A 25,988-nucleotide genomic window follows, 5' to 3' on the forward strand; every position below is an offset into this window, starting at 1 on the left:
AGGATGTCAGAATCTCGCGAGCGGGGCCTAGCGATCGGCGTCGGTGTAACGGATGACGCCGCGGATGTTCTTGCCGTCGAGCATGTCCTGGTAGCCCTCGTTGATCTGGTCCAGACTGTACTGGCGGGTGATCATCTCCTCGATCTTGAGCTTGCCGATCTTGTACATCGACAGCAGATTCGGGATGTCGAGCTTCGGGTTGGCGCCGCCGAAGATGCTGCCCTGCAAGTTCTTCTGCAGCAGCGTCAGCATCGACAGGTTGAGCGTGACCTGGTTCTCCATCATGTTGCCCATGCCGGTCAGCACGCACGTGCCGTTCTTGGCGGTGATGCTCAGCCAGGTGTCGACGTCCTCGCCGTGCACCTCGCCGACGGTGACGATCACCTTCTGGCACATCCCCCACTCGGTGGCGTTACCGATCTCGTTCATGGCCTCCTCGACGGACGCGAAGGCATGAGTCGCACCGAACTTCAGGGCCTGCTCACGCTTCCACTCCACCGGATCGATGGCGAAGACGTTGCGCGCGCCGGCGATGACCGCACCCTGCAGGGCAGCTGTTCCGACGCCACCGACGCCGATGATCGCCACATCCTCACCCGGGCGGACGTCGCCGCTGCGGGTGGACGATCCGTAGCCGGTCGGGATGCCGCAGCCGCACAGTGCCGCGACCTCGAACGGGATCTCCTTGTCGATCTTCACCGCCGACGCCTCGTGCACCACCATGTACGGGCTGAACGTGCCGAGGAGGGTCATCGGGTACACCGGCTCACCGGCGGCCGTGTGGATGCGGAAGGTGTGGTCGGAGACGGCTTCGCCCTGCAGCAGCATGGCACCGAAGTCGCACAGGTTGGCCACGCCCGCCTTGCAGGAGCGGCACTTGCCGCACGACGGGATGAACGACAGCACCACGTGGTCGCCGACCTCGAAGTCGGTGACGCCCTCACCGATCTCCTCGACCACACCCGCTCCCTCGTGACCGCCGAGGATCGGGAACCCGCCCATCGGAATGCCGCCGGTCATCAGGTGATGGTCCGAGTGGCACATGCCCGCTGCTTCCATGCGGATCTTGATCTCGTGCGCCTTGGGATCACCGATCTCGATCTCTTCGATCTTCCACGGCGTGTTCAGCTCCCGGAGGATGGCGCCCTTGGTCTTCACAGTCATTTACCTCGATTTCGAATCCCGTTGCGGCGAGGCCGCATCCCACAGATGACGTACGGCCTCAGCCGCATCTGCTAGTGAGGGTAGTCACTTCTCGACAAAAATGAAACACGTTACAGTTCTCAATTCTTGAGTCCGGCGTCTTTGCTGCCGTACGCCTCTCGCAACTGCGGCTTGACGACCTTTCCGCCGGCATTGCGCGGCAGTTCGTCGACGATGACGAGATCCTTCGGGTGCTTGAACCGCGCCAGATTCTCGTTCAGGAACGGTTCCATCTCCTCCAGCGTCAGGTCGTCGACCCCGTCGGCGAGGACGACCACCGCGACCGGCACCTCTCCCCACTTCTCGTGCGCGCGGCCGATGATCGCGGCCTCGGCGACCTTCGGGTGGCCGAAGAGCACGTTCTCCACCTCGGCGCAGTAGATGTTCTCTCCCCCGGATATGATCATGTCCTTCGCTCGGTCGACCACGTAGAGGAAACCCTCCTCGTCCTGACGCACCAGGTCGCCGGAGTGGAACCAGCCTCCGGCGAAGGCGTCCGCGGTGCCCTGCGGGTTCTGCCAGTAGCCGGCCATCAGGTTGGGGCCGCGGTACACGATCTCGCCGACCTCGCCCTGCGGCACGTCGTTCATCGCGGCGTCCACCACGCGCGCGGTGACGCACGGGACGACCTTCCCGATGGAGCCGAGTTTGCGCAAGGCGTCCTTGCCCTCGAGCACGCACGTGATCGGCGACATCTCGGTCTGTCCGAACACGGCCACGTTCATCGCGTCCGGGAAGGTCTCGTTCATAGCTCGCAGCACCGTGTCCGAGGCCGGCGCAGCGCCCCAGCTGACCACGCGCAGCTTGAGCTCGCGGGGACGTGCCTGCTGCGCGGCGCACACCGCCTGCCACTGCGCGGGCACCAGGAAGATGGAGGTCGTGCCCTCCGCCTCCAGGACGTCGAGCATCTGCTCGGGATCGAAATTGCCGAGCGGATGAATCACGGTGGTCGCACCCATGTAGAAGGTCGGCGTCATCGCACCGAGCGCCGCGATGTGGAACATCGGGGCGACGCAGGACGCGATGTCGTCGGATGCGGTGTTCAGCGCCTGAATGCACGTGACCGCCTGCGCCTGCAGATTCTGGTGCGTCAGCATCGACCCCTTCGGCTTGCCGGTGGTGCCGGACGTGTACATGATCAGGGCGACGGTGTCCTCCGGCACGTCGATATCGGGCAGCGGCTCACCCTGCTCGGACACAAGATCCTCGTACGCCAGGTGCGCGGGGTTCGCGACGTCGCCGACCGTGATGATCTCCTCGACGGAGCCGGTGATCTGCGAGACGGCGTCGGCCAGCGGGGCCAGCATCGTCTCGGTCGCGATCACCCGGGCACCCGAGTCGGAGACGAGGAAGGCCACCTCGGCGGGTGCCATCCGGATGTTGACCGGGACCGGGATCGCCCCGATCAGATTCGCGGCGAGCGTGAGTTCCACGTACTCGGTCCGGTTGAGCATCAGGACCATGATTCGATCGCCGAATCGCACACCGCGGCGCAGCAGCGCCGCCGCCAGCGAATGCGTCCGGTGGTCGAGCTCCCGCCATGTGGTGCTCTTGCCCAGGAAACGCAAGGCCACCCCGTCCGGGCGGGTCTCGGCGTGTCGGCGGACCTGGTTGTTCCAATGGTTGCGGCGCGAACGGAGCGGTTCGTCGGTGAGCGTGAAGCCCAGGGTCTCGGTCATGTCATCTCCTATCGAGGTGCGGAAATAGCGGGCGCGGCGAGAAGCACGGGTGACGCCGGTCGGTCAGCGGCCGGCGACGAACGACGTCAAGGCGGACTGGAACTCCGGCGACTGGAGGAGCTCGGTCTGACCGGAGATCTCACGCTCGAGCGCCTCGTCGAATCCGCTCAGCGAATGGCGGTCGAGAGCCGACTTGGTCAGCGCGAGCGCGCGCGGGGAACGGCGGGCCAGTCGTCCGGCAACCCGGTCGACGGCCGCCGCGAGCCCGGCCGGGTCATCGAAGAACGCCGTGATGAGCCCGGCGTCGTACGCATCGGCGGCCGACAGCTTCTCCCCGAGCAACGCCATCGCGTTGGCCCGAGCACGGCCGACCGCCGCGGTGAACAGGGCCGACGCTCCTCCGTCCGGCATCAGGCCGATATTGACGAATGCGAGCATGAAGTAGGTGCGGCTGGTGGCGTAGACGAGATCGGCCGCGACAGCCAGCGACGCGCCGATGCCGACTGCGGCACCGTCGAGCGCGGCGATCACCGGCATCGGCAGCCCCCGAACCGCGCGGACCAGATTCGACCCGTTCTCGATGATCGCCCGGGAGGCGGCCTCGTCGAAGCCTCCCGAGCCCCGCGCGTCCTGCGCCATCCCCGCCACATCGGCTCCCGCGCTGAACGATCCGCCTCGACCGGACACGATCACCACGCGGACGTCGGGACTCGCCGCCCACTCGTCACACAGGGCGATCACGCGCGCGGACGCGGGCCCGTCGAGTGCGTTCATCTGCCGGGGCCGGTCGATCTCCAGACGCGCGATCCCGTTCGCATCGATGCTCGCCCAGACCCCGTCACGGCACTCGGCCTCGCTGATCATCGCGCTCCTCGACTCGGTGAACCCTGGCAATCGCCCCCACCGTAGCACCGGAAGTGATCTACGTCATGCGAATGTAAATTAACTTACCACCCTAATAATTGTCCTCTACCAGCTTGTTCTCTCTTCTAGGTTTCCAGATTCATCGCAACGGAGGTTCGCTAGCATCGTTTCTCATGGAAACCGGAGACGACTGCGGCACCGCCGAACGCACACGCAGACGCCCGGCCGACAGGCGGGAGGTGATCCTTGCTGCCGCCGCGCGCAGTTTCGCTTCGTCCGGATTCCACGCCACCCGCCTCGGGGCGATCGCCGACGAGGCCGGAATCTCAGCGCCCGCGCTGTACAAGCACTTCTCGGGCAAGTACGAACTCTTCGCTGCCTCGCTGATCCATCTGGCCGGACAACTGGCCGCCGCGGTCGCCGCGGTGCCCTCCGAGGACGACCCGCGCAGCGAACTGCTCGCCGTCGTCCGGTCGATTGCCGCCAACGCGCTCGACAACCGCGAATCCGGGAACGTCTACCGGCGCGAACCCCGGCTGTTGCGGGGAGACGATCGCCGACGCCTTGCGGAACTGTCGGCGACGACCCGGAACCGGCTCACCGCACTCCTGCGCGGAATGCGCCCCGAAGTCGACGACCGGACCGCGCGGATTCTGGTGACCGCCACCCTGTCCGTCGTCGCCAGCCCGGTGACGCACCGGATCGGTCTCGCCCGTCGTACCGTCCTCGACGTCCTGTGCGCGGCAGTGGAGACTCTCATCGATCTGGACCTGCCAGAGCCGCAGCCCGCGGCCGGCACTCGGGGCCTCGCCCCGGCCGGTCGGCGCGAGACGATCCTCACCGAATCGATCCGACTGTTCGCCGACCGCGGGTTCCATGACGTGACCCTCGAGCAGATCGGCGCCGCCGCCGGTCTTCCGCCGTCCGGCGTGTACCGCCATTTCCCGTCGAAGAACGCGATTCTCGCCGCGGCCCTGTGGCGCGGCTCGGAACGCACCACCGCCGCGATCGCCGAAGGTCTGGCACACGCGAACACTCCCCGCGAGGCACTCGTCGCGCTCGCCGCCGAGTACAGCGCACTGTGCGTCGGCGACCCCGGGATCATGACGGTCTACCTGCGCGACACGGGAGTGCTCGATCCCGCCGATCAGCGCGCGCTGCGGCGTCAGCAGCGCGTCAACGTCGACGAATGGGCGACGTGGCTGCAGCGCGCCCGGCCCGGGGTGGCCCCCGGCGTCGCCCGATTCCTGGTGCACGCGGCACTGAACGTCGCCACTGACCTGACGATCGCCGACCGCGACCTCGATGCACCGACCATCGCGGTCGTCGTCACGGCGGTGCTCACCGGCGAGACCGCTTCGGCACAGACCGTCGGGGCGCTCACACCACCGACAGATCCGACAGCTTCCACGAATCACCGTCGCGCGACATCATGATCTTGATGCGCGACTGGTAGTCGATGCCCTCCTTCGACGCATCGGGCGCCAGCGGCGTCTTGACGTTCTGGTCGATCGCGACCAGGACCACCGCCTCGTCGTCGGAGATCGACACGACTCCGGCTTCCCTGGCCACGGCCGTTCCGGTGGCCTGCGCGGCGTCGTTGCCCTCCCGCGCCTGCTGTGAGGATCGGATGTACCGGTCGGCGAAATCAGGCGTCGAGATCGATCGGATCCGCTTGTCGAGATCGGCGTAGTCGCCCGCCGAGTACGTCAGCACGGTGGTCGCGTACTGCTTCGCTGCGACGATCGCCCCCTGCTCGTCTGAGCGCCCCGAACCCGCCGAGTCCTCCGAGACGAGCAAGTAGGCGAGGATCCCGACGACCACCACCAGAAGCGCCGTCGTCGCGGCGAACGCGATGGCGAGCTTGCGCGGCGAATCGGCCGGTCCGCCGACACCGATCTCGATGAGATCCTGATCGCCGTCGGCCTTCTCGACGCGCTCTTCGTCACGGATCCGGGCCCGGCGTTCGCGGTTCTGCGCCAACAACTCCGCTCGGTCCGGGTCCGTTGCTTCCGGCTTCGTCGCTCGTTCGTCGTCGCTGCTGTCGGCCATGATCACCCACTGTAATGATGCGCGAAGGATGGTCGTATGTGACACATGCCACTTCACCGATCGCTAGATATATGTGATACGACTTGTAGGGATCTGTTTCATTCAGCCGATGTCAAGGAGTCACCCCGTGGTCGAATTCACCCCCGAACAGGCAGCTTTCGCGCAGGCGGTCGCCGACTTCTGTGAGCGCGAGGTCGGCACCCGGCAGCGGCGAGACGCACTCACCAACAACGGGACCGAGGCCCACTCCGACGAGCTGTATCGGAAGATGGCCGGCCTCGGCTGGGCCGGAATCAACGTGGCAGAGGAATTCGGCGGCGCCGGCGCGGGCAACGTCGAGATGTGCATCTTCCTGGAGGAGGCCGTCCGCGGCCAGGCTCCGATCGGCGCGGTGGGCCCGACCCTCATCACCGCTGCCGCGTACGCCAAGTTCGCGCACGACGACCTGCGGCGCGAGGTGCTCGCGGGCGTGGTCGCGGGCGACTCACTATCGATCTCGATGTCCGAACCCGAGGCGGGGTCGGACGTCGGCGCCCTGACCTGTCGCGCGGAGAAGGTCGAGGGCGGCTGGAAGATCAACGGGCAGAAGACCTGGTGCTCCAATGCACACTTCTCGAAGAGCATCCTTCTCATCGCCCGCACCGACCGCTCCGGCGGAAAGCACGAGGGTCTCACCCAGTTCCACGTCCCGGCCGACACTCCCGGGCTCAAGATCAGCGGTATCGACACGCTCGGCGGCCGCGAGGTGAACGACCTCTACTTCACCGACTGCTTCGTTCCCGATTCCGCAGTCGTCGGCGAGGTCGGCAACGGGTGGCGCCAATTGATGTCCGGGCTCAATTCCGAGCGCCTCATCCTGGCGGCGATGCAGTTGGGACTCGCGCGACGCTCATTCGACGACACTCTCGCCTTCATCACCGAACGCAAGCAGTTCGGTCGCCCGGTCGGCTCCTTCCAAGCGCTGCGCCATCGGATGGCCGACCACGCCACGGAGATCGCGTGCACCCGGGAGCTCGTCTACAGCGTCGCCCGGGCCGCGGATGCTCATCCGGACCGGCTGATGCCGCGGGAGGCGTCGATGGTGAAGCTGAAGGCAACCGAGACGAGCAAGAAGATGACCATCGACGGGATGCAGATGATGGGCGGGTACGGCTACGCCACCGAATTCGACGCCGAGCGTCTCATGCGGTCGGCGATCATCTCGACCGTGTTCGGCGGCACCAACGAGATCCAGCGCGACATCATCGGAAAGACCTATGGCCTCTGACGCCACCCCGGTCCGTCAGCGGCGACGCCCGCAACTGTCCGAAGAGGTCGCGTCGATCCTCCGGCACAAGATCATGACCGCCGAGGTGCTGCCGGGAGCGCGGATTCGCATCGACGAGACCGCCGTGGAACTGGGCGTGAGCGTCACCCCGGTCCGCGAGGCACTGCTGACCCTGCGGGGCGAGGGCATGGTCCTCCTCGCCCCGCATCGCGGCTACGAGGTCGCTCCGCTCACTCGGACCGACGTCGACGATCTGTTCTGGCTCCAGGGCGAGGCCGCGGCACGGATCGCCCGTCGCACGGCGCGGGTGGTGACCAGTGCGCAGATCGACGAGCTCGCCTGGGCCAACGCCCGGTTCCGCAGCGCCGTGAGGTCAGGCGATCACGAGGACCTCACCGATGCGGAATTCGAGTTCCACCGCACGCACAATCAGATCAGCGGCAATACGAAGCTGGCCTGGGTGCTGCTCAACACGACCCGCTACACACCCCACGCGCTGTACGCGTCGGACCCTGAGTGGGGAGAGCTGACCGCGAACCTGCACGACGAGCTGATCGCCGCCTACCGATCCGGTGACCCGGACGCTGCGGCCGAGTGCATCCGTCGGGAGTTCACCGACGGCGCCGCGCGGCTGATCGCCCATCTGTCGCAGACTCAGATTTGGCAGAACGCCCCCTGAACTGCTGTTTTGCACTCTCCCGGAGACATGGGATAGAGTCTGTTCTCGTTCGCAACGAGAGCAATCCCCCATAGCTCAACGGCAGAGCACTCGACTGTTAATCGAGCGGTTATTGGTTCGAATCCAATTGGGGGAGCGTAAGAGACCCCAGGTCAGAACTACTTTCTGGCCTGGGGTTTTCTCTGTCCGGGAGACAAATCCCAGGAATATCCCAGGAATTGCCAGCCATCTACCGCCAGTGAACGACGAACCGGTCCCGGTCCGACGACTCCCGCAACGGCAGGATGTCGACGTGATCGATCACCGAAGCGATCAGTGCACGCCGGTCCTCGAGCGGCGTCGATTCGTCCGCCCACCATTGAACGACGTCCTCGTCTGTCAGCGACGGAAACCGGTCCACGACGTCGATCAACGCCAGCGACGACTCCGCCTCCGCGCGCACTTCTCGCGCGGCCGCCACGCCGGCCTCAAACGCCGCGGACAGGACCTCCAACTCAACCGAAACCGGCTCATCCCAATCGGGGGTGTAGGAGTTGGGGTCTGAAGCCGCCGGTCTCGAGCAGGCTTCGGGCGATGTAGTTGGTCAGGTTGCGGAACCCGAGTGCGGAGCCGCGCAGGTGTTCGAGCCGTCCGTTGAGCGCCTCGGTCGGCCCGTTGCTGGTGCCGGGTCGTTCGAAGTAGGCGAGCACGTCAGCGGCTCGCTTCTTCAGGGTCCGGCCCAGGGGGGGGTGAGCTCGGTGAGCACCTTGGGGACGCCGGCGCTGAGGTCGGTGATCAGCTTCTCCATGAGCTCGCGGCCACGTTGCCGGTCCTCGTGGCGATAGGCGGCGATCATGCGCTGGTAGACACCCCAGGTCGCCTCGACCTCGACGTGAGCGTCATCAACGAACAGCGCGCGTAGCCTGTCGCTCTGCTTGTCGGTGAGCAGGTCCGCGCCGGTGTGCAGCGTGCGCCGCGACTTGTAGAGCGGGTCGTCCCTGAACCCACGGTGCCCGTGGGTCGCGAGTTGGACCCGGCGCCGGCACCTGTCGAGGGCGTCACCGGCCAGGCGCACGACGTGGAAGGGATCCATCACCGTGACCGCGTCCGGGATCTCCTCTGCAGCGGCGGTCTTGAACCCGGTGAAGCCGTCCATCGCGACCACCTCGACCGCGTCACGGAAGGCGTCGTCGCGGTCGGCGAGCCAGGTCTTGAACGCCGCCTTCGACCGGCCCTCGACCATGTCCAGCAGCCTTGCTGGGCCGGCGCCATCGCGGACCGGGGTGAGGTCGATGATCACGGTGACGTACTTGTCGCCACGCCTGGTGTGGCGCCAGACGTGCTCATCGACGCCAATGACCTTCACGCCCTCAAACCGCGTGGGGTCGTTGATCAGCAGCCGCTTGCCTTCAGCCAGGACCGCGTTGTTGGCGGTGTCCCACGCGACCCCGAGTCCCTCGGCGACACGGGCGACGGTGAGGTGTGCGACCACGATCCCTTCCAGCGCCCACCGCAGCCCGGTGCGCGAGAGCTTCGCGCGTGGCTCCGCCGCGGCGCTGGTGTCTTGGCGCCACACGTGTCCGCAGTCGGCACAGCGGTAGCGGCGCACTACAACTTCCAGCACGGTCGGTCGCCAGCCCAGCGGCTCGTGGGCCAACCGCCGGATCACGGTGTCACGAGCAGCGCCTTCGCTGCCGCACCGTCGGCACCACTGATCTGGTTCCACCACGCGGCACGCGAGGACCGCACGATCCGGTTCAAGTCGTTGTCCGGTCACGCTCAGACCGAGGCTGTCGAGTCGAGCGAAGGCGGTCAGGTCAGGGCGGCCGAAGCCGGCCGGCGGGGTAGCGTCGGACACGTCGAGGTCTTTCGGATGGATGGCGTAGGAACCTCCGTCGTCGGGAGACCTCGACGTCTATCTGCGGACCGACGCGCCCAGCCGACCTACACCGTCAGCTGAGAAGACCCCTGAAACGTCTTCGACGACGACAGGACCGGCGAGGAGGAGGGCGCGGTGAGCTAAAGGAATGGAGCTTGCTCGGCTTCGACGCCGCCGCAAGCTCCGGTGAAACGGTCGGTACTGGTCGGTACTGGTCGGTCGTCGTCGGTCACCACCGGATGGCGGCGTCCCCCACGCTCGGCGTTTGAGCAGGTCAGCGGCTCGTTCGCCCAGTGGGCGCATCAAGCGATAGACGCAAAGCCGACGTGATTAGGTCGTCGGTTCGATTCCGACAGGCGGCTCCGGCGAACAGCCCCTGACCTGCGCAAACGCAGGGCAGGGGCGGTTCGGTTCTGGTGGTCGCGCGATGCGCTGGCCTCACGGCTCTGCCCGACACCGACGTCGCTCTCCTCTGCGACGGACCCCTCGCCGGCTGAGCGCTCGCGGCCGGCATCCTGTCCGTGTGCCGATAGGCCTCGCACCGCTCGGCAACGCAGCGTGGCGTTGCGTCGCGACCTGGCGACGGCTCGGCGGGGCGCGATCGTCTCGTGCGTTGGCGGACTACGGGAGCTTGGACGCGAGGACGTCGGCCGCCAGGATCTCGGGTGCTGCGCCGAGGAGGTGCTGATTGTCCGTCAGGGCTGCGACGATGGCGCCGTTGGCGTGGGCGTCGCGAGCGGCCTCGTCGGGGAATGCATCGAAGATCCAGAAAGTGTCGGCGTGGGTCCTGACCGCGAACCAGACAATCGTTCCTACTTCTTCGTTGGCGAGCGCGACAGCGCCGGCGAGCAGATCGGCGAGCGCGTCGTGCTGTCCATCGGCCGCGACGATCTTGGCGACGAAGGCATACGGAAGTGATGCGGGTGTGGACATGAGGGGTTCTCCTAGGTGTCGAGGTTTCCCGGTGAAGCAAGTTCAGCGTAGGACGAGCAAGGGCATGTGAGAAGTGGCGTATACGGCAGTATTGCTATTGTTTGCGCCATGCGTATCGGACTGATCGCGATCGACGGCTGCTTCGGTTCGGCTGTCGCGTCGGTCATCGACATCGTGCGGGTGGCCGACGGAGCCCGCGGCGATGTCGACCCGCGGATCGACCCGATCGAACTCGCCATCCTCGGACCGAAACGGAGAGTGACCACGACGGCATCGATGACCCTGTCGGTGGACCACCCGCTGTCGGAGTCCGCAGAGTTCGACGTGGTCGTCGTCCCTGCGCTTGGAACCCTCACGGCCGCCGCTACCAACGACGCCCTCCAGAGCCGAGATGCTCGTTCGGTCATCGCCTCGCTCGGGCGCCTCGACGACGCGACCACCCGGATCGCCGCGGCGTGCACCGGCGTGTTCGCTGTCGCCGAGACCGGACGGATGCATCATCGGCGGGCGACGACCAGCTGGTTCCTGGGGCCGGAGTTCCTGAAGCGCTATCCGACCGTCGCCCTCGATCTCGACACCATGGTCGTGGTCGACGGAAACCTCGTCACCGCCGGCGCCGCGTTCGCCCACATCGACCTCGCGCTCTCACTCGTGCGATCGATCAGCCCCGACCTGGCCCAACATGTCGCCAAGCTCCTCATCATCGACGAGCGCCCGTCGCAGGCGGCCTTCGTCGCCTACGAACATCTCCGGCACGAAGACCCGATCGTCGTCGAGTTCGAACGCTTCGTGCGCGCCCGCCTGGACGAACCGTTCAACGTCGCCTTCGTCGCGCAGTCGCTCGGCACCAGCCGGCGCACCCTCGAACGACGAGTCCGTGCGGCGCTCAACCTCACTCCGCTCGGCTTCGTCCAACGGCTTCGCATCGAACGAGCTCGGCACCTCTCAGCAACCACGGACCTCACCTCCGCCGAGATCGCGCTACGGGTCGGCTACGCGAACGCCGAGACTCTGCGCTCCCTCCTGCGCAGGGAGCGACGCCGTTCCTGACCTATCGCCATGCCTGTAGCCGGTGTCCTAGCGCTCGACTGGAACCACCTCTCAGCACGTCGCGTCGACGCCCCGGCGTCGCCCCTGGACGACCCACTCGACACACCCGCAGCACAGGCCATGTGACGTGCCCCGGCCTCCCGGACGGTCGGGGTCGGGTGGCTGTGATGTCGCTGCGTTCTCGTCGAGGGGGTCAGCAGACTCGATCAGGGTCGATTGGGATGAGACGCGAAGGCGGTCAGGTCAGCGCGGCCGAAGCCGGCCGGCGGGGTAGCGTCGGTCACGTCGAGGTCTTTCGGATGGATGGCGTAGAAACCTCCATCGTCGGGAGACCTCGACGTCTATCTGCGGACCGACGCGCCCGGCCGACCTACACCCTCATCTGGGAAGAGCCCCGAAACCAGAGGCTCGCCGGAGGAAGGCGAAGGCTGAGCGGCTACGCGCAGATCAGCCAGAAGGCGACAGTCCCGATGCAGTTGATGCCCTACACCGAATGCGCCAAAGCCGGCCGAAGTAGAAGCGACGCTCAATACGATGCTGGACTCGATACGTAACGACGTCCCCACTTACGACGGCGCTGGAGAACCGCAAGTGTCCCGCACGAGAATCGTGAATGGGCACCACGTCCAGGCATTTATTTGCGCGCCGCGGCGCTCCGCGCCGAAGAGCCCGACTTGTATCTCGAGCCCGATGAACTCGAACTCGCCGGGATACCGCAGGCGCTCGGGCATGCGACGAATCAGCAGCTTCTCGACGAGATTCAGCAGCGCGTTGACCCGGAAGCAGCACGACTGTTCCGTGGAGAGGGCGACGCGGTCATCATCACGCCGAAGTTCGCGAGCGCCGACGATGCGATCGAGGAGGAATGCTGGGCGGCCCGTCGCATCGACGAGATGTCGCAGTCGGACTACATCAACCGGGCATCCGCTCGTCGCTGCGAAGAGCCCGATCCCGAAGGTCCCGAGAACGGGGCATAGCAGACCCAGTGTCAGATACGACCGATACGATCCACGCCACACGGTGCGCGACAGGACAGCGCGCCTCACACGAAGGGGATCAAGATGGGGCTCTATGTCGGAGGAGGGATCGGGCCAGTCGGCTGGTCGATGCCGCTGGTACCCCGCGGCCTCGGCAAGGACATGGTCAGCGCAACCGGCGGACTGCTCTACCTCTGCTGGCAGATGGTGCGCTGGTTCTTGCTGCTGACGTGGTGGATGCTCTACGGCGTCTGGCTGTTCTACAAGTACCTCGCGATCGGATGCTGGTGGCTCGGCCGGAAGGGCTGGGAATGGTGGCAGATCCGCCAGGGGAACCGAGCCGCCGTGGAAGCGGCGAACCGCGCGTACGCGAAAGCTCTCGCGGACCGTGCTGACGCCGAGAACGCCGCATGGAACTCCGGCCAGCCCGGCGCCGAGTACGGCCAGTACCAGCCTCACCTGCTGACGCGACATGACCTACCCGATCAGGACCGTCGCGCCAGCTAGCCCCGACTACGACCCCGGCACAGTCTCACCAGCCGTGCCGCGCGAAGGAGATCATCATGCGCTACCACCCGTGGCGGGAGGCATCCGGAATCAAGGACTCGAAATCGTGTTCGTCGACAACCTCCCGCCCGGGGTGCGCGGCCAGAGCTGCGCTGCGGGAACCGCATAGAGATCAGCGCCGGTGCGCTCAGCGACGAGCGACGCTCGACACTGTCCCACGAGATGGGCCACATCGAACGCGGCTGCTTCATCCCCGTTGACCCGGTTCTGCACGCTCGCGAGGAAGCCGCTGTCGAACGCATCGCCACGCGCCGTTTCGTCACCCTCGACCAACTCCTCGATGCCCTCTGCTGGTCGCAGCACGTCGGCGAGATCGCCGACGAGCTCTGGACCGATATCCCGATGCTCAAGGCCCGCGTCGCCGACCTCACACCAGCCGAACGGCGGTGGATCGAGGACGAACTCGAACGTCGGGTAGCCTGATGGGGCGCCGGCGCCTCGAGGTCGGCGAGCACGGACAAATCGCGGTCACGCCGCTCGCCTCGAATAAGTACCGTGCGCGCTGAGAAGTCCGATGCCGCGACGGGAAGATCCGATCCGTTCAGGCAGACGGGCCCTCCGAAGGCGCGGCCACCGACGCGGTCACGAAACGCGCAGCGGAGCGTGCAGCATCCGCCGGCCGTCCCGTCTCTGATGCCGCAGTCGCAGAACTGACTCCGAACCCTGGTGACCGTACTGGCAGATAAGTGGCGGGAGCAGAAGGAGTCCGCGGTCTCGGAACAATCTGTCCAGACCTCGAGCCTTACCATCTCGCGATCACGCGATCGGCGAACTCCGGATCAATAAGGTCACCACGTAGACGATCGAGTGGCTGATCGATCGAGAAGCGTCTGGGCGCCCAGCTAAAGCGAAGGGCTTACGTCGTCAGGTATCGGAGATGTTCGCAATCGCGATCCGGCACGACGCTTACGACGGCGCGAACCCTCTCTTCGCGTTTTCCCACCGGTCTGGCGACACGGCGAAGCCGGTCAACACCGCATCAGCGAACGCCCGGCGTTCCATGCATCGACGAAGGCATCGTCCAGCCTGCTCTCCACTGCCTGGAGGGCCCGGATCCCGAACACGACGTCGTCGGCGAGATCCGGCTCGTCGGCGATGAGCGGCGCGACGACTTGATCACGCATCACGAGCTCGTGCACGGCGTCGGCCTCGACGTGTTCACGGTAGAAATGCCGGGCCGCCTCCGGAGCGTCGATCCGCTCGAGTCCTTTGAGAAGCCACGCCGAGCCCACCGGCGAGGTCATCTCCGTGGCGGCGAAGTGCCCGACCGTCGCTCCGCGGCGTGAGCCTCGCAGCGCGAGACACGACATGAGGTTCACGGTCGCCAGCACCACGGCGGGAGCGTCGTTGAGATAGCCGAGATAACTGTGGTCGAGCCCTGTGGCCGACAGCAGATCGGCGTACAGCTCCTGGTGAACACGCTCACCGCGTCCGCCGCCGTACTCGTCGAACTCCACCGCCACGAAGGCCGCCTTGGCATCTCGACGCAGCCGGGGAATCGCCCACGCGTGGGGATCGGCCTCCTTCAAGTGGTAGATGGAGCGCGCCTTGAAATAGTCGGCGAACTCGTCTTCGGTGCCGTGACGGCGCAGATGCGCCGTCGCTCCCTCGGGAACGGCCCGTGCAAGCGCGCCGAGTTCGGCATCGGCGGTGCCTTCGTCGCTCAGTGGCGACAGCCGATCCGCCACGGCGTCGAGGAACCGGTCCTCGAGACGGACGCGTGCGTCGATGACTGCCGGGTCCCACTCGCAATCCCTCCCGGCGTCGGCCCAACCGCGATAGTGCAATTCGTGGCACACGGTCAACGACAGCTGCAGATCGTCGCCCCACGGATCGAGCCCGTCCGGCACGTCGATCCGGGACGGACGACTGTCGGCCTTCGCGCGTATCGCTTCGATGAGGACTTCGGACATCGGTCCGCGCGGTTCCGGCATTCGCGGAATCACGCGTTCCCGAATCGATCCCGGTCGGGACATCGGGCATCACCTGCCTTTCATCGCCACGGCAGAAGTACCCTCCCTGAACGAAAGCAAACCATCGCAGGACGTGACTGACGCCCGGTCGGGTACCCGATGCTTCATCAGGCACTGAACGAAACACGCGAGACGGAGCGAGATCGATGGCCGACGAGAACACCCCGCAACGGAGCACCGCTCCCCTTTTCACCCGTCAACCGCCGCCGACACCCCGGCTGCGCACGCTCGAGACATTGGACGACGTCGTCGACGAGATCGCCGACCGCGAGCCGGTGTACATCAGATACTCACACGGTCCGGCGACGGACGCGGAGGCCGGACCGAGCCTCGACTACGAGGCGGCATTCACGTTGCCCGGGTTGTCGGTCGCATCGCTGACTCCCGAACCGTGGTGGACACGGAGCCCGAAGCCGTGGATCGCGCGACGCATTCGCAAGTATGCCGAACTCGACGCCCCCGACCGCTACGCCTGGCTTCTGGCCGGCGAGGTGGTGGGCCGCGGGCCCGACCACGAGCCGCTGGTCCGCCGGGTCGACGTCATCGCCCGCCTCGCTCCGCAGGTGCTGTCGGAGGCGGCTGAGGTCTACGAGGAGATGTTCGAGGCGGGCCGCGATTCCCGGGCCGACGCATCCGACGGTTGATCGGCCGCACGGCGGGGTACTCCTCACTCGACCGACGAGCCCGTGTGCTCGTACCCAGATGGCCGGAGGTTTGTCCATGAGCACGACCGCGTCGAGAGCTGAGTCCGTATCGAGGCAGCGACCCCTCGGAGTGCGAAGCGCCGTCACCGACTCGCTCCTGATCACGTCGGACGTGTCCGCGCTGCACCGTGTGCAGGACGTCTATCGACCTCAGGAGGACACCGCTCTGCTGGTCGACGAACTGACCTCGGCAGACCTCACCGGACTCCGCGTGTTGGATCTGTGCACGGGTTCAGGCGCGGTCGCCGTTGCCGCCGCTCTGGCCGGCGCCCAGGTCACCGCCGTCGATTCCTGCCGCCATGCGGTGGCCCGAACGCGCCGGTCAGCCGCGGACGCCGGGGTCGAGGTACGGACTGTCTGTGCCGATCTCGCGGACGTGAGCGAGACCGGCTTCGACGTCATCACTTGCAACCCGCCGTATGTGCCGACACCGCCCGGCACGGAGATGTCGGCGGTCGGGCCCCGGCACGCGTGGAACGGTGGCCCTGATGGCCGCGCCGTGCTCGACGTGGTGTGTGCCGTCGTGCCCGGGCTGCTCGCCGACGGTGGAACGGCGCTGATCGTGCAATCCGAACTGTCCGGCGTCGACGCCACGGTGGCCGCACTGCGCGCCGCGGGTCTGCGGACCGAAGTCACGTCCGAACGACGGATTCCGTTCGGGCCCGTCGTCAGGTCGCGTCACGACGCCCTCGTGGAGTCGGGATTCCTCGACCCTGAGTCGGACGACGAAGCGATCGTCGTCATCCGGGCGCAGCGGGCCGGGGACCGCCCGGGACGAGCGGAGCCGGCATGACCGACGGACGCCGCCGAGTACGAGTGGTGCCGAAAGGCCCGATTCTGGTGGAGGGGCCGGTCGACGTGCAGCGGCCGGACGGATCGGTGCTCCACTGCGACCGTTTCCAGGTGGCCGTCTGCGCGTGCGGCTTCAGCGCGACGCCGCCGCTGTGCGACGCCTCCCACCGTCGGCGGCGACCGCGGAAGGCGACCGGCACCGCCGAGGCCGCGGACGGAGACTAAGCACCCTGACCGCGGCGCGGCCGGTCGGGCACGAAACCGTGGTGCACACCCCAGAGAACGGCCTGCGCACGCGTGGTGACACCGATGCGGCGATAGCACGTGCGGATATAGGTCTTCACCGAATTGATCGACAACCCGGTGCTGTCGGCGATGTCGGCGTTGCTCAGCCCCTGCGTGATGAGGGCCAGTACCTCGGCCTCCCGCTGGGTGAGACCCTCCTCCCGGCCAGGCCAGTCGCCCGCACTGCTCACCGCGGTCTCCTGCCGACTCGCGAAGACGGTCGAGGACGGTTTCGCCGCGTGGATCTGCTCCAAGGCGTCCACGAGTTCCCCGGCGGGGAGTTTCTTGGATACGAGCGCGGCCGCACCGTTGTCGAGGGCCACAGTGACAGCCGGCTCCGAGACCTCCCATGCATACACGACCACCTTGCGCACCCGATGGTTCGCGACCAGGTCGGAGATCATCGAACGGTCGGCCGGCGGATTGGCGAAGGAGTCGTACAGCGCGATGTCGACGTCCTCGGCGACCTCGCCCGAGGTCGAGAGCGCCTGTACGCGCACGCGGTCGGAGTACCGCCGGAGCATCGTCGCCAGCCCCCGCACCACCACGTCGTAGTCGTCGATGAGGGCTACTCGAATCGGATCCATACCCAACCGTACCCATTTCCGGTACACCCCTAGGGGTGAGCCTTTTAACCCCTCGAGTCGCTTACGGTCGACGCGACGGCGGATCGAATCCCTCCGCCCGACGACAGGTGCAGGCCCGGCCCGCACCGACTCCGAAGAGGACACTCCTGTGCAAGGACACGACGGCGTCGCCGATCCCGTCGACCCCACGCTCGCGGTCGACCAAACCTTCCAGTTCGGACGGTTCTGGTATTACCGCGATGACGACCGCTGGGAGTGGTCGGATCAGTTGGCCCGCCTGCACGGCTACGAGTCGGCCGAGTCGGTGGTCCCGACCAGCGACCTGCTGCTCCGGCACAAGCACCCGGACGACAAGGATCGAGTGGCCGACCTCATCGATCGTGTCCGGCGGGCCGGCGAGCCGTTCAGCAGTCAACATCGCATCATCGACACCCGCGGCGCGGTGATTCCGGTGATCGTCATCGCCGACGTACTGCAACATCCGGACGGTCGGCGACAAGGCACGTTCGGCTTCTACGTCGCGGCATCGCCCAGCGGGACTGCGGCAGGCGGCAGCGCGGTGGTGCCGTCCGGGCGGGCCCACATGGACATCGACGAAATGGTCCGCCGGCGGTCGACGATCGAACGGGTCAAGGGCGCACTGATGCTGGTCTACCGGCTCGACGCCCAGCAGGCCTTCGACTTGCTCGTCTGGCGCTCGCAGGAGTCGAACACGAAGCTGTACTCCCTCGCAGCCGCCATCGAGTCGAGATTCGTCGACGTCGACATGCCCTCACGCGCCAGAACCAGCTTGGATCGAGTCGTGCTCAGCGCGCACGAGCACGTCCGTCGCGACCGGTCGGAGCACGCCTGAACCGCCGCGAGCACGTTTAGATCCGGGCGCACCCGGGCAACCACACCGTGGACACCATGTCTATCGAGTGAGGAGTCCCGATGCGTGCCGTCACATGGCAGGGCCGACGCGACGTACGGGTGGAGACCATCCCCGACCCGCGGATCGAAGAACCGACCGACGCCGTGATCAGCGTCAGTTCGACCAACATCTGCGGATCGGACCTACACCTGTACGAGGTCCTCGCGCCGTTCATGAAGGCCGGGGACGTCCTCGGCCACGAGGCGATGGGAACCGTGGAAGAGGTGGGGGCCGACACCGGCGACCTCCGAGTCGGTGACCGCGTCGTCATCCCGTTCCAGATCTCCTGCGGTCGTTGCTACATGTGCGACAGATCGCTCTACACCCAATGCGAGACCACCCAGGTCCGCGAAAAGGGAACGGGCGCGGCGTTGTTCGGCTATTCGGAGCTGTACGGCTCGGTCGCCGGCGGTCAAGCGGAGTATCTCCGCGTGCCCCAAGCCCACTTCACCCATATCAAGGTGCCGGACGGACCTCCCGACAGCCGGTTCGGCTACCTCTCCGACGTGCTGCCGACAGCGTGGCAGGCGGTGGAGTACGCGGACGTTCCCGACGGCGGGTCGCTGACCGTGATCGGCCTGGGGCCGATCGGCGATATGGCCGCACGCATCGCCGCGCACCGCGGGATCCGCGTGATCGGCGTCGACAGAGTGCCTGAGCGGCTCGCCCGAGCCGACGCGAACGGAGTCGAGACGGTCTCCGCCCACGAAGACGTCGCTACCGCGGTGCGCGACCTGACGTCGGGCCGGGGCACCGACTCCGTGATCGACGCGGTGGGCATGGAAGCGCACGGATCACCCGTCGCGAAGGCTCTGCAGCACGCCGTGGGCCTGCTCCCCGACGCGGTCGGTCGGCGGATCGACACCGCCTTCGGCGTCGACCGGATGTCGGCGCTGCACACCGCGTGCGACGTGGTCCGGCGAGGTGGAACGGTCTCCGTCTCCGGTGTGTACGGCGGTGCGATCGACCCGATGCCGATGTTCAAGCTCTTCGACAAACAGGTGCAACTCCGGATGGGACAGGCCAATGTGAAGCGCTGGACCGACGCGATCATGCCGCTGCTGACCGACGACGATCCCCTCGGGGTGGACCGCTTCGCCTCGCATCGACTGCCACTCGACGACGCCGCAGACGCGTACCGGAAGTTCCAGGAGAAGTCGGACGGATACGTCAAGGTCGTCCTCGAACCCTGACGCCGCGCCGCCCGTCGCGGGTTTGACAACGAGAGGAGAAGCTCATGCTGGCGCTGGACTCGGACGAACCATGCGTATTGCTGACCGATCACGTCGACACTCTGGCGGACTTCTGGTCGAAAGCGCTGCACCTCGCCGTCGGGGACGCGGACTCCGATCGCGCCGAACTGATCGATGACGGCCGGCGCGTCCAGCTCATCGTGCGACGCGTGATGCCGCCGCGGCCGCAGTCTCGAATCCGATTGTCGGCCTTCGATACTCAGGACGTCGCCGCCGCTGTCGAGCGGCTGATCGCGTTCGGCGCCTCGTCGCCCCGGACCCCCTACCCGTCGACTTCCGGGCACGCTGTGGTCATCGATCCCGACGGCAACACCGTGGAGATCACCGCGACGGTGGGCTCGGCCGACTGACCGCGGCGCACCACGGGGCCGATCACGTCGCCGTCAGCTCCTGCCGCAAGGTGGCGATCGACTGACGCAACAGCCGAGAGACATGCATCTGCGACATCCCCGTGCGTTGGGCGATCGCGCTCTGCGAGAGGTCTTCGAAGAATCGGAGACCGAGGATGCGGCGCTCCCGCGGCCGCAGTCGCGCGAGCGCCGGCCGGAGAGACTGCGCGACGTCGACCAGATCGTAAGCCGGGTCGGGACGGCCGATCCGGTCGATCGCGGATCGGTCGTCGGCTGCGCCCGCCGGCTGATCGAGCGAGGCCGGAGCCGATGCGGCGGCCGCCATCCGCGCTTCGTCGATGTCGGCGAGGTCGGCATCCAGTTCGGCCGCCAGCTCGGCACGCGTCGGTAGCCGATGGAGTCGGTGCGTCAGGTGTCCTTCAGCCGTCCCGATCCTCGATGACAGTTCCTTGATGCTGCGAGGAGTGCGAAGGACCGCGGTCCGGTCCCGGAAGTGCCTGCGCACCTCGCCCATCACTGTCGGGACGGCGAATGACAGAAAATCGGACCCGCGAGACGGCGCGTACCTGTCGACGGCCTGGACCAGTCCCAGTCGTGCCACTTGCACGAGGTCGTCGTGGAACTCCCCTCGGCCGCCGAACCTCTGCGCGATGTGCTGAGCGAGCGGGAGGCTCGCCACCACCGCCTCGTCTCGAAGGCACTTTCTGCGGGGATCCCCCGCGGGAAGCGCTTCGCGCTGCGCGAGCAGGTCCCGCACGTGGTCGTACCCGTCGTCGGTCATGGCAGAGCTCCTTCAACGCCGACCGCACCCAGGCGTGGTCACACGTGACCGGAGCCCGCTGTGCGGTGATGATGTGAACGCCCGGGCGCGGTGCGCCTTCCGGGCAGGAGTTCGGCTGCCGTTTCAACCGAGTGGATTCGACGCTACCCGCTGCGAGCGTCCCGCGGAAGGCAATCGGCCCCACCGACGCATATCGCCCCCGACCTGCGGGTCGGGGGCGATAGGTTTTCCGGCAGTGCCTGCGCAGTTCGGTGTCAGACGGACTTGACCTTCGACCGCAGCATGAACGCGTGCACGATCTCGACTGCGCCGACCACCACGAGCATGATGCCCGAGACGACGGTGAGGGTGGCGACCGACGAGATGGGCCAGATGATCAGGATGCCGCCGGCGATCACGGTCACGATTCCCAGGAAGATGCCCCAGCCACGGCCGGGCAGGCCGCTCGCCGAGTCCATGAAGACCGACAGTTCGGTGACTCCGCGGAAGATCCAGCCGATACCGACCCACAGTGCCAGGAGAATCACCGCGGTCTCGATGTTCCGGAAGGCCACGAAGGCCAGCAGGATCGAGATGGCGCCGGAGAGGAACGAGAGAACGCGCCACCAACCGTGGGTGTGCTGCACTCCGAAGGTCGCGGCGACCTGGAAGATGCCCGAGATCAGCAGATAGATGCCGAAAAGAATGGCGACCACCAGAAGTGTCGCCGCCGGCCAGATCAGGACGATGACGCCGAGGATCAGCGAGGCGATGCCGATTCCGAGGAGGCTCTGCCATGTGCGGGTCGCGATGTCCTTGACGGCGTCGCGCGCCGCAGCGCTGAGCGGATCATTGATTGCCAAAGTGCTCGTCGGCCTTTCTCTTTCGATGGGTGACGATCGGTGTGGACCGTCTCCGGGAACCGGGCGAGAGGCGAACTCTGTCCGGATTCATCGGAGCAGGACGATACTAGCGCGGACGGCCTTCCCCGTCCCGGTACATCGGCCCAGGTGATACGGCATCGTCACCGAGTCCGCACACCCGCCGCGCGATGCGCTAGCGTGGAGTCGACATGATCACTCACATTCAGGAGATGTCCGGCGCGTTCCGCGCCGCGAACAGATGACCGCGCTCCGCAGCCGATTCCAATGGATCGGCCAGTGGATCCTGCCGTCGCACCCGCGCCCGCGGGCCGACCTCACCTCATCTCTCCCGCGCGACCACGCGCATTCGACTGATCGGTCATCGATATGAAGCAGTACACCCAACAGCAGATCCTCGACTCGTTCCGCGGCGCCACCCGCAGCGAGATCAAGAAGGTCACCTTTCCCCTCGACTTCGACGACGTCGACTTCTCGCGCCTCGAGTACTACGGCTGGCGCGACCGCAAGATGCCCCGCCGCGCCTACATCGCGGTGGAGCACGACGGCCGGCTCGTGTCGTTGATCCTCAACCGCGCCGAGGCGACGCCGTCGCGCCGCACGATGTGCACCTGGTGCCGGGACGTCGACCTCAGCGAAGAGGTGGTGCTGTACACCGCCAGGCGCACCGGTGCGCAGGGCAGGCGTGGCGACACCATCGGCACGCTGGTGTGCTCGGGGTTCCACTGCTCGAAGCACGCCCGTAAGCTGCCGCCCGCCTATCACAAGGCCACCGACCTCGACGCCATTCGGGCCGAGCAGGTGGCCGGACTGCGCAACCGCGTCGGATCGTTCGTCGCCGAGGTGCTCTCGACCGAGGACTGACGCGCGGCGCGGGCCGCACGGCGGCCCGCGCGGGTCGCGCCGAGCGTCGAGGCACTGCGGCCGTAGCCCACCAGGAACAGACCGGGGACCCGGACCACGCTGACGTCGTCGTCGGCCATCAGCACGCCGCCGGAGGGCTCCCGGATCCCGAGCGGGGCCAGGTGTGCGAGCGACGGCCGAAAGCCGGTGGCCCAGATGATCACGTCCACCGGTTCGCTCGTGCCGTCGGCGAACTCGACACCGTTGCGCACCAGACGCGCGAGCGGACCGCGCGAGGACAGGACACCGCTGTCGATCGCCGGCGCGAACCGCGGGGTTCGCGGCAGCCCCGTGGCCGCGACCACGCTCAGCGGTCGCAGACCCGCACGGGTCCGGGCCGCGACACCGTTCTCGACGGCGAGCCCCCATCGAGCGTCGAACGGGGTGTCGCGCCAGCGCGGCGGCGTGCGCGTCGACCAGATCGGGACGGCACCGGCCTCGTCCAGGAGTACGACGAACTCGACAGCGGATATGCCTCCGCCGACCACCAGGACCCGCTGTCCGGCGAAGTCCTCCGGTTCCGGAAAGTCCCGGGTGGTCAGTTGACGGCCCGCGAAACGACCCGGGTACCACGGCACATACGGGTGATCCCACGTGCCGGTACCACTGATCACCGCCGACGCACGGTAGGTCCGCGTCGCTCCGCCGGGGCCCTCGGCACGGACGAGGAAGCGCCACACCGGTTCGCCCGTCGGTTCGACCGCGACCACTCGCCACGGTCGCGCCACCCGGAGACCGTGCTCGGCCTCGTAACGCCCGTAGTAGCGCTTGATCACCTCGCGCGCGGGCTCGTCAGGATCGGCACCGGTGAGCCGTGTGCCGGGCAGGTCGTGGACGCCGTTCACCAGGCTGAAGGTCAGGGCGTCCCAGCGATGGCTCCACGCTCCGCCCGGAGTCGGGTTTGCGTCGAGCACCTCGAAGTCGCTGCCCGCACGCAATCCGCCGCGCTGGAGGAAGTAGGCGGCCGAGAGTCCGGCCTGGCCGGCGCCGATCACCACGATCCGGCGGTCGACTGCGGCCGCAGTCAGCGTCGTCGGCACTTCTGGGTCTCGGCTCATGACTGAGGCAACCGCACGTACCTCCTCGGTGTTCCGAGACAGTTGCGTCAGTCACAGTTGCGTGCACAAAACTTTTCACTCGTGCAATACTGCACTAGTGCAAAATATTTCTGAACTAGGCCTTCGGGAACGCCAGCGTCTTGAGACGCTGCGTGCACTGCGAACGGCCGCCGTCGAACTGGTGGGTGAGAACGGACTCCACGACACCACGGTCGCCGAGATCGCCGACCGCGCCGGAGTGTCACGACGGACGTTCTTCAACTACTACGCGTGCAAAGAGGACGCCGTCCTCGGAGCCGTGCCGCCGACAGTGCCCGACCAGGCGCTCAAGGATTTCGTCGAAGCCGGTCCCGGCCCGGACCGCCTCGACCGTGCCGTCGATCTGGTGATGGCGGTCGCCAAGAGCATCCGACAGGGCGGCGGCCCCCATTCCGACCACCGCGAGCTGATCCGTCGGTTTCCCGAGCTCGTCGAACGGATGCAGCAGCACGGCACCGCCGCGCAGGAACTGCTGAGTTCGGTGATCACCGAACAGATCGGTGAGCGAGCCGGCCCGGAATCGGTGGACGACGCCCGCGCGCTCATCATGCTCGCCGGCGCCGTCCTGCGCTTCGCCTACAAGAAGGACCCCGAAGTCCTCGACAACCCCGACTCGCCCGCCCTCGCCGACGCCGGCGCAGTCTTCCGCCGAACCATCAAGGACCTGCTATGACCACTTCCCTCGCCGAACCAACGGACGGCACTACCGGGAATACCGAGCGCCGCAGCGTGATGCTGCTGTTCATCGGACTGATGATCACGATGCTGCTGGCATCGCTGAACCAGACCGTGCTCTCGACAGCTCTGCCGACCATCGTCGGTGAGCTCCAGGGCGTCGACCAGATGACCTGGGTCATCACCGCCTACATCCTCGCGTCCACCATCGTGATGCCCGTGTACGGCAAGATCAGCGATCTGCTGGGCCGCAAGCCCGTACTGATCGCCGCGATCCTGATCTTCCTCAGCGGTTCGGTGGTCGGCGCACTCTCCGGGAACATCACCTGGCTGATCTTCGGCCGCATCCTCCAGGGCATCGGCGGCGGCGGATTGATGATCCTGTCGCAGGCGGCCATCGCCGACGTGGTTCCCGCCCGGGAACGCGGCCGCTACATGGGCTTCCTCGGCGCGGTCTTCGCCGTCTCCTCGGTCGCCGGCCCGCTGCTCGGCGGCTGGCTCACCGAGGGCCCGGGCTGGCGCTGGGCGTTCTGGCTGAACCTCCCGCTGGGTGCTCTCGCGATCGCCGCCACCCTGGCCTTCATGAAGCTGCCGAAGGTGCAGCACGAGGTGCGACCGCGACTGGACTACCTGGGTATGGCTCTGATCGCCGGCGCCACCACCAGCCTCGTGCTGATCTGCACCTGGGGCGGGCACACCTACGACTGGCTGAGCCCGCAGATCCTCGGCCTCGCGGTCGCGACCGTCGTCCTGGCTGTGGGATTCGTCGTCGCCGAGCTGCGCGCCGACAACCCGGTCATGCCGATGAAGCTGTTCGCGGATCGCAACTTCACGTTGACGACCGTCGCGAACCTGATGATCGGCGTCGCCATGTTCGGCGCTCTGGGCTACATGCCGACCTACATCCAGATGGTCACCGGAGTCGACGCGACCGTCGCAGGCCTGTTGATGATCCCGATGATGGGCGGACTGCTCATCACCTCGATCGCCTCCGGTCAGGCCGTGGCACGCACGGGCCGCTACAAGATCTTCCCGATCATCGGCTCCATCGTCATGGGCGTCGGCCTGGTGCTGATCGCGTCGATGCACATCACCACTCCCACCTGGCTCATGTGCGTGTATCTGGCCGTCTTCGGCATCGGCATCGGCCTGTCGATGCAGATCCTGACCCTCATCGTGCAGAACTCGTTCCCGGTCACCATGGTCGGCACCGCGACCGCCGCGAACAACTACTTCCGTCAGGTCGGCGCCACCCTGGGATCGGCGGTCGTCGGATCGATCTTTGCCTCCCGCCTGGCCACCCTGCTCACCGAGAAGCTCGCGGGCAGCGGCGCGGGAGCCGGCGGCGACGCGGGTCGCAACGGTCTCACGCCGGCAGCGGTGAACGCCCTGCCCGACGCCGTGCGCATCCCGATCATCGAGTCGTACAACGAGGCGTTGCTGCCGATCTTCCTGTTCTTCGTTCCGCTGGCCGGGATCGCACTCGTGGTCCTGCTGTTCGTGAAGGAGAAGCCGCTCGCGACGACCGTCCAACGAGAGGCAGCCGAAGTGCTCACCGAGGAGGAATTGCTGACCGAGGCCGAGATGATCACCATCGAAGCCGCCGAGGAGGCCGGCAACGACAAGGCCGCGGCGACCCGCTCCCGCGAGTAGTCGTCGGCGCGAGCCCGTCACCCGCTCCACCCC

Annotated in this window: 27 protein-coding genes, 1 tRNA gene and 1 pseudogene; 17 read left to right on the forward strand and 12 right to left on the reverse strand. The window is 67.0% G+C overall.

The window, feature by feature from the left end:
* Positions 1 to 27: 27 nt before the first annotated feature.
* The 3 genes from ACZ5QD_RS07805 to ACZ5QD_RS07815 all read right to left on the reverse strand — a co-directional run bounded on the left by ACZ5QD_RS07805 (position 28) and on the right by ACZ5QD_RS07815 (position 3,746).
* A complete protein-coding gene (locus ACZ5QD_RS07805) occupies positions 28 to 1,158 on the reverse strand; it encodes an NDMA-dependent alcohol dehydrogenase (protein WP_039866974.1) in 1,131 nt (376 codons plus the stop codon).
* 125 nt (positions 1,159 to 1,283) lie between these two features.
* Complete coding sequence (gene fadD5, locus ACZ5QD_RS07810) at positions 1,284 to 2,882, reverse strand: fatty-acid--CoA ligase FadD5 (RefSeq protein ID WP_006895192.1); 1,599 nt, start codon at positions 2,880 to 2,882, stop codon at positions 1,284 to 1,286.
* Between the two features lie 63 nt (positions 2,883 to 2,945).
* Positions 2,946 to 3,746 (reverse strand): enoyl-CoA hydratase/isomerase family protein, encoded by an 801-nt coding sequence (locus ACZ5QD_RS07815; protein WP_062366624.1) that lies wholly within the window; start codon positions 3,744 to 3,746, stop codon positions 2,946 to 2,948.
* A 173-nt stretch (positions 3,747 to 3,919) separates the two neighbouring features.
* Here ACZ5QD_RS07815 and ACZ5QD_RS07820 point away from each other — a divergent pair, with 173 nt between their 5' ends.
* Positions 3,920 to 5,182, forward strand: a complete 1,263-nt coding sequence (locus ACZ5QD_RS07820) for a TetR/AcrR family transcriptional regulator (protein ID WP_278124198.1) — start codon at positions 3,920 to 3,922, stop codon at positions 5,180 to 5,182.
* Here the strand turns inward: ACZ5QD_RS07820 and ACZ5QD_RS07825 are convergent.
* A complete protein-coding gene (locus ACZ5QD_RS07825) occupies positions 5,127 to 5,798 on the reverse strand; it encodes a hypothetical protein (protein WP_278124201.1) in 672 nt (223 codons plus the stop codon). The two genes, ACZ5QD_RS07820 and ACZ5QD_RS07825, sit on opposite strands and share 56 nt — an antisense overlap.
* A gap of 127 nt (positions 5,799 to 5,925) precedes the next feature.
* Here ACZ5QD_RS07825 and ACZ5QD_RS07830 point away from each other — a divergent pair, with 127 nt between their 5' ends.
* The 3 genes from ACZ5QD_RS07830 (at position 5,926) to ACZ5QD_RS07840 (ending at position 7,880) form a co-directional block, all read left to right on the forward strand.
* Positions 5,926 to 7,065, forward strand: a complete 1,140-nt coding sequence (locus ACZ5QD_RS07830) for an acyl-CoA dehydrogenase family protein (RefSeq protein WP_006895186.1) — start codon at positions 5,926 to 5,928, stop codon at positions 7,063 to 7,065.
* Positions 7,055 to 7,744, forward strand: a complete 690-nt coding sequence (locus ACZ5QD_RS07835; RefSeq protein ID WP_006895185.1) for a GntR family transcriptional regulator — start codon at positions 7,055 to 7,057, stop codon at positions 7,742 to 7,744. Before ACZ5QD_RS07830 ends, ACZ5QD_RS07835 begins: the two co-directional genes overlap by 11 nt.
* Positions 7,745 to 7,808: 64 nt before the next feature.
* A tRNA-Asn gene (locus ACZ5QD_RS07840) sits at positions 7,809 to 7,880 on the forward strand.
* Between the two features lie 93 nt (positions 7,881 to 7,973).
* On the opposite strand, the gene ACZ5QD_RS07845 is transcribed toward ACZ5QD_RS07840, so the two are convergent.
* The 3 genes and pseudogenes from ACZ5QD_RS07845 to ACZ5QD_RS07855 all read right to left on the reverse strand — a co-directional run bounded on the left by ACZ5QD_RS07845 (position 7,974) and on the right by ACZ5QD_RS07855 (position 10,535).
* Positions 7,974 to 8,204: a hypothetical protein gene (locus ACZ5QD_RS07845; protein WP_157225309.1), complete on the reverse strand. Its 231-nt coding sequence runs from the start codon at positions 8,202 to 8,204 to the stop codon at positions 7,974 to 7,976.
* A gap of 49 nt (positions 8,205 to 8,253) precedes the next feature.
* Positions 8,254 to 9,581, reverse strand: a pseudogene (locus tag ACZ5QD_RS07850) (ISL3-like element ISPfr2 family transposase).
* A 642-nt stretch (positions 9,582 to 10,223) separates the two neighbouring features.
* On the reverse strand, positions 10,224 to 10,535 hold the full coding sequence (locus ACZ5QD_RS07855) for a putative quinol monooxygenase (protein ID WP_006895180.1): 312 nt from the start codon (positions 10,533 to 10,535) through the stop codon (positions 10,224 to 10,226).
* 108 nt (positions 10,536 to 10,643) lie between these two features.
* Between ACZ5QD_RS07855 and ACZ5QD_RS07860 the strand changes: the two genes are divergently transcribed.
* The 4 genes from ACZ5QD_RS07860 (at position 10,644) to ACZ5QD_RS07875 (ending at position 13,552) form a co-directional block, all read left to right on the forward strand.
* Positions 10,644 to 11,585: a GlxA family transcriptional regulator gene (locus ACZ5QD_RS07860; RefSeq protein WP_003941078.1), complete on the forward strand. Its 942-nt coding sequence runs from the start codon at positions 10,644 to 10,646 to the stop codon at positions 11,583 to 11,585.
* Positions 11,586 to 12,223: 638 nt separating this feature from the next.
* Complete coding sequence (locus ACZ5QD_RS07865) at positions 12,224 to 12,562, forward strand: hypothetical protein (protein ID WP_006895179.1); 339 nt, start codon at positions 12,224 to 12,226, stop codon at positions 12,560 to 12,562.
* 84 nt (positions 12,563 to 12,646) lie between these two features.
* A complete protein-coding gene (locus ACZ5QD_RS07870; RefSeq protein ID WP_006895178.1) occupies positions 12,647 to 13,069 on the forward strand; it encodes a hypothetical protein in 423 nt (140 codons plus the stop codon).
* Positions 13,070 to 13,291: 222 nt separating this feature from the next.
* On the forward strand, positions 13,292 to 13,552 hold the full coding sequence (locus ACZ5QD_RS07875) for a hypothetical protein (RefSeq protein WP_278124204.1): 261 nt from the start codon (positions 13,292 to 13,294) through the stop codon (positions 13,550 to 13,552).
* A gap of 545 nt (positions 13,553 to 14,097) precedes the next feature.
* Here the strand turns inward: ACZ5QD_RS07875 and ACZ5QD_RS07880 are convergent.
* Positions 14,098 to 15,105, reverse strand: coding sequence for an iron-containing redox enzyme family protein (locus ACZ5QD_RS07880; RefSeq protein ID WP_411815549.1), 1,008 nt, complete (start codon positions 15,103 to 15,105; stop codon positions 14,098 to 14,100).
* A gap of 143 nt (positions 15,106 to 15,248) precedes the next feature.
* Between ACZ5QD_RS07880 and ACZ5QD_RS07885 the strand changes: the two genes are divergently transcribed.
* The 3 genes from ACZ5QD_RS07885 (at position 15,249) to ACZ5QD_RS07895 (ending at position 16,823) form a co-directional block, all read left to right on the forward strand.
* Positions 15,249 to 15,746: a DUF6098 family protein gene (locus ACZ5QD_RS07885; RefSeq protein WP_006895175.1), complete on the forward strand. Its 498-nt coding sequence runs from the start codon at positions 15,249 to 15,251 to the stop codon at positions 15,744 to 15,746.
* 130 nt (positions 15,747 to 15,876) lie between these two features.
* Complete coding sequence (locus ACZ5QD_RS07890; RefSeq protein ID WP_464367198.1) at positions 15,877 to 16,599, forward strand: HemK2/MTQ2 family protein methyltransferase; 723 nt, start codon at positions 15,877 to 15,879, stop codon at positions 16,597 to 16,599.
* On the forward strand, positions 16,596 to 16,823 hold the full coding sequence (locus tag ACZ5QD_RS07895; protein ID WP_278124210.1) for a CDGSH iron-sulfur domain-containing protein: 228 nt from the start codon (positions 16,596 to 16,598) through the stop codon (positions 16,821 to 16,823). The genes ACZ5QD_RS07890 and ACZ5QD_RS07895 overlap by 4 nt, the downstream gene beginning before the upstream one ends.
* On the opposite strand, the gene ACZ5QD_RS07900 is transcribed toward ACZ5QD_RS07895, so the two are convergent.
* Positions 16,820 to 17,470: a response regulator transcription factor gene (locus ACZ5QD_RS07900; RefSeq protein ID WP_278124211.1), complete on the reverse strand. Its 651-nt coding sequence runs from the start codon at positions 17,468 to 17,470 to the stop codon at positions 16,820 to 16,822. The two genes, ACZ5QD_RS07895 and ACZ5QD_RS07900, sit on opposite strands and share 4 nt — an antisense overlap.
* 148 nt (positions 17,471 to 17,618) lie before the next feature.
* On the opposite strand from ACZ5QD_RS07900, the gene ACZ5QD_RS07905 reads away from it, so the two are divergent.
* The 3 genes from ACZ5QD_RS07905 to ACZ5QD_RS07915 all read left to right on the forward strand — a co-directional run bounded on the left by ACZ5QD_RS07905 (position 17,619) and on the right by ACZ5QD_RS07915 (position 19,986).
* Complete coding sequence (locus ACZ5QD_RS07905; RefSeq protein WP_222111594.1) at positions 17,619 to 18,323, forward strand: PAS and ANTAR domain-containing protein; 705 nt, start codon at positions 17,619 to 17,621, stop codon at positions 18,321 to 18,323.
* 80 nt (positions 18,324 to 18,403) lie between these two features.
* On the forward strand, positions 18,404 to 19,576 hold the full coding sequence (locus ACZ5QD_RS07910) for a zinc-dependent alcohol dehydrogenase (RefSeq protein ID WP_278124214.1): 1,173 nt from the start codon (positions 18,404 to 18,406) through the stop codon (positions 19,574 to 19,576).
* A gap of 44 nt (positions 19,577 to 19,620) precedes the next feature.
* Positions 19,621 to 19,986 (forward strand): VOC family protein, encoded by a 366-nt coding sequence (locus ACZ5QD_RS07915; protein WP_278124216.1) that lies wholly within the window; start codon positions 19,621 to 19,623, stop codon positions 19,984 to 19,986.
* Between the two features lie 22 nt (positions 19,987 to 20,008).
* On the opposite strand, the gene ACZ5QD_RS07920 is transcribed toward ACZ5QD_RS07915, so the two are convergent.
* Together ACZ5QD_RS07920 and ACZ5QD_RS07925 are read right to left on the reverse strand one after the other, a co-directional pair.
* A complete protein-coding gene (locus ACZ5QD_RS07920) occupies positions 20,009 to 20,767 on the reverse strand; it encodes a SigB/SigF/SigG family RNA polymerase sigma factor (RefSeq protein ID WP_006895168.1) in 759 nt (252 codons plus the stop codon).
* A gap of 254 nt (positions 20,768 to 21,021) precedes the next feature.
* On the reverse strand, positions 21,022 to 21,609 hold the full coding sequence (locus ACZ5QD_RS07925; protein ID WP_006895167.1) for an HdeD family acid-resistance protein: 588 nt from the start codon (positions 21,607 to 21,609) through the stop codon (positions 21,022 to 21,024).
* Between the two features lie 387 nt (positions 21,610 to 21,996).
* Here ACZ5QD_RS07925 and ACZ5QD_RS07930 point away from each other — a divergent pair, with 387 nt between their 5' ends.
* Positions 21,997 to 22,491, forward strand: a complete 495-nt coding sequence (locus ACZ5QD_RS07930; RefSeq protein ID WP_464367199.1) for an FBP domain-containing protein — start codon at positions 21,997 to 21,999, stop codon at positions 22,489 to 22,491.
* Here ACZ5QD_RS07930 and ACZ5QD_RS07935 read toward each other — a convergent pair.
* Entirely contained in the window at positions 22,389 to 23,588 is a 1,200-nt protein-coding gene (locus tag ACZ5QD_RS07935) for an NAD(P)-binding domain-containing protein (protein ID WP_062366609.1), read from the reverse strand. The two genes, ACZ5QD_RS07930 and ACZ5QD_RS07935, sit on opposite strands and share 103 nt — an antisense overlap.
* Before the next feature lie 97 nt (positions 23,589 to 23,685).
* Between ACZ5QD_RS07935 and ACZ5QD_RS07940 the strand changes: the two genes are divergently transcribed.
* Entirely contained in the window at positions 23,686 to 24,300 is a 615-nt protein-coding gene (locus tag ACZ5QD_RS07940; RefSeq protein ID WP_045539747.1) for a TetR/AcrR family transcriptional regulator, read from the forward strand.
* Positions 24,297 to 25,955, forward strand: a complete 1,659-nt coding sequence (locus tag ACZ5QD_RS07945; RefSeq protein WP_346075537.1) for an MDR family MFS transporter — start codon at positions 24,297 to 24,299, stop codon at positions 25,953 to 25,955. Before ACZ5QD_RS07940 ends, ACZ5QD_RS07945 begins: the two co-directional genes overlap by 4 nt.
* Positions 25,956 to 25,988 lie beyond the last annotated feature (33 nt).

It is taken from the genome of Gordonia sp. J1A, assembly GCF_055393515.1.

Coding starts and splice junctions, on each gene's coding strand:
- fadD5 (WP_006895192.1), bottom strand. CDS start 2,882: ATGACCGAGACCCTGGGCTTCACGCTCACCGACGAACCGCTCCGTTCG.
- ACZ5QD_RS07930 (WP_464367199.1), top strand. CDS start 21,997: ATGAAGCAGTACACCCAACAGCAGATCCTCGACTCGTTCCGCGGCGCC.
- ACZ5QD_RS07815 (WP_062366624.1), bottom strand. CDS start 3,746: ATGATCAGCGAGGCCGAGTGCCGTGACGGGGTCTGGGCGAGCATCGAT.
- ACZ5QD_RS07825 (WP_278124201.1), bottom strand. CDS start 5,798: ATGGCCGACAGCAGCGACGACGAACGAGCGACGAAGCCGGAAGCAACG.
- ACZ5QD_RS07835 (WP_006895185.1), top strand. CDS start 7,055: ATGGCCTCTGACGCCACCCCGGTCCGTCAGCGGCGACGCCCGCAACTG.
- ACZ5QD_RS07945 (WP_346075537.1), top strand. CDS start 24,297: ATGACCACTTCCCTCGCCGAACCAACGGACGGCACTACCGGGAATACC.
- ACZ5QD_RS07855 (WP_006895180.1), bottom strand. CDS start 10,535: ATGTCCACACCCGCATCACTTCCGTATGCCTTCGTCGCCAAGATCGTC.
- ACZ5QD_RS07900 (WP_278124211.1), bottom strand. CDS start 17,470: ATGGATCCGATTCGAGTAGCCCTCATCGACGACTACGACGTGGTGGTG.
- ACZ5QD_RS07870 (WP_006895178.1), top strand. CDS start 12,647: ATGGGGCTCTATGTCGGAGGAGGGATCGGGCCAGTCGGCTGGTCGATG.
- ACZ5QD_RS07875 (WP_278124204.1), top strand. CDS start 13,292: ATGGGCCACATCGAACGCGGCTGCTTCATCCCCGTTGACCCGGTTCTG.
- ACZ5QD_RS07885 (WP_006895175.1), top strand. CDS start 15,249: ATGGCCGACGAGAACACCCCGCAACGGAGCACCGCTCCCCTTTTCACC.
- ACZ5QD_RS07860 (WP_003941078.1), top strand. CDS start 10,644: ATGCGTATCGGACTGATCGCGATCGACGGCTGCTTCGGTTCGGCTGTC.
- ACZ5QD_RS07935 (WP_062366609.1), bottom strand. CDS start 23,588: ATGAGCCGAGACCCAGAAGTGCCGACGACGCTGACTGCGGCCGCAGTC.
- ACZ5QD_RS07895 (WP_278124210.1), top strand. CDS start 16,596: ATGACCGACGGACGCCGCCGAGTACGAGTGGTGCCGAAAGGCCCGATT.
- ACZ5QD_RS07910 (WP_278124214.1), top strand. CDS start 18,404: ATGCGTGCCGTCACATGGCAGGGCCGACGCGACGTACGGGTGGAGACC.
- ACZ5QD_RS07920 (WP_006895168.1), bottom strand. CDS start 20,767: ATGACCGACGACGGGTACGACCACGTGCGGGACCTGCTCGCGCAGCGC.
- ACZ5QD_RS07880 (WP_411815549.1), bottom strand. CDS start 15,105: ATGTCCCGACCGGGATCGATTCGGGAACGCGTGATTCCGCGAATGCCG.
- ACZ5QD_RS07820 (WP_278124198.1), top strand. CDS start 3,920: ATGGAAACCGGAGACGACTGCGGCACCGCCGAACGCACACGCAGACGC.
- ACZ5QD_RS07915 (WP_278124216.1), top strand. CDS start 19,621: ATGCTGGCGCTGGACTCGGACGAACCATGCGTATTGCTGACCGATCAC.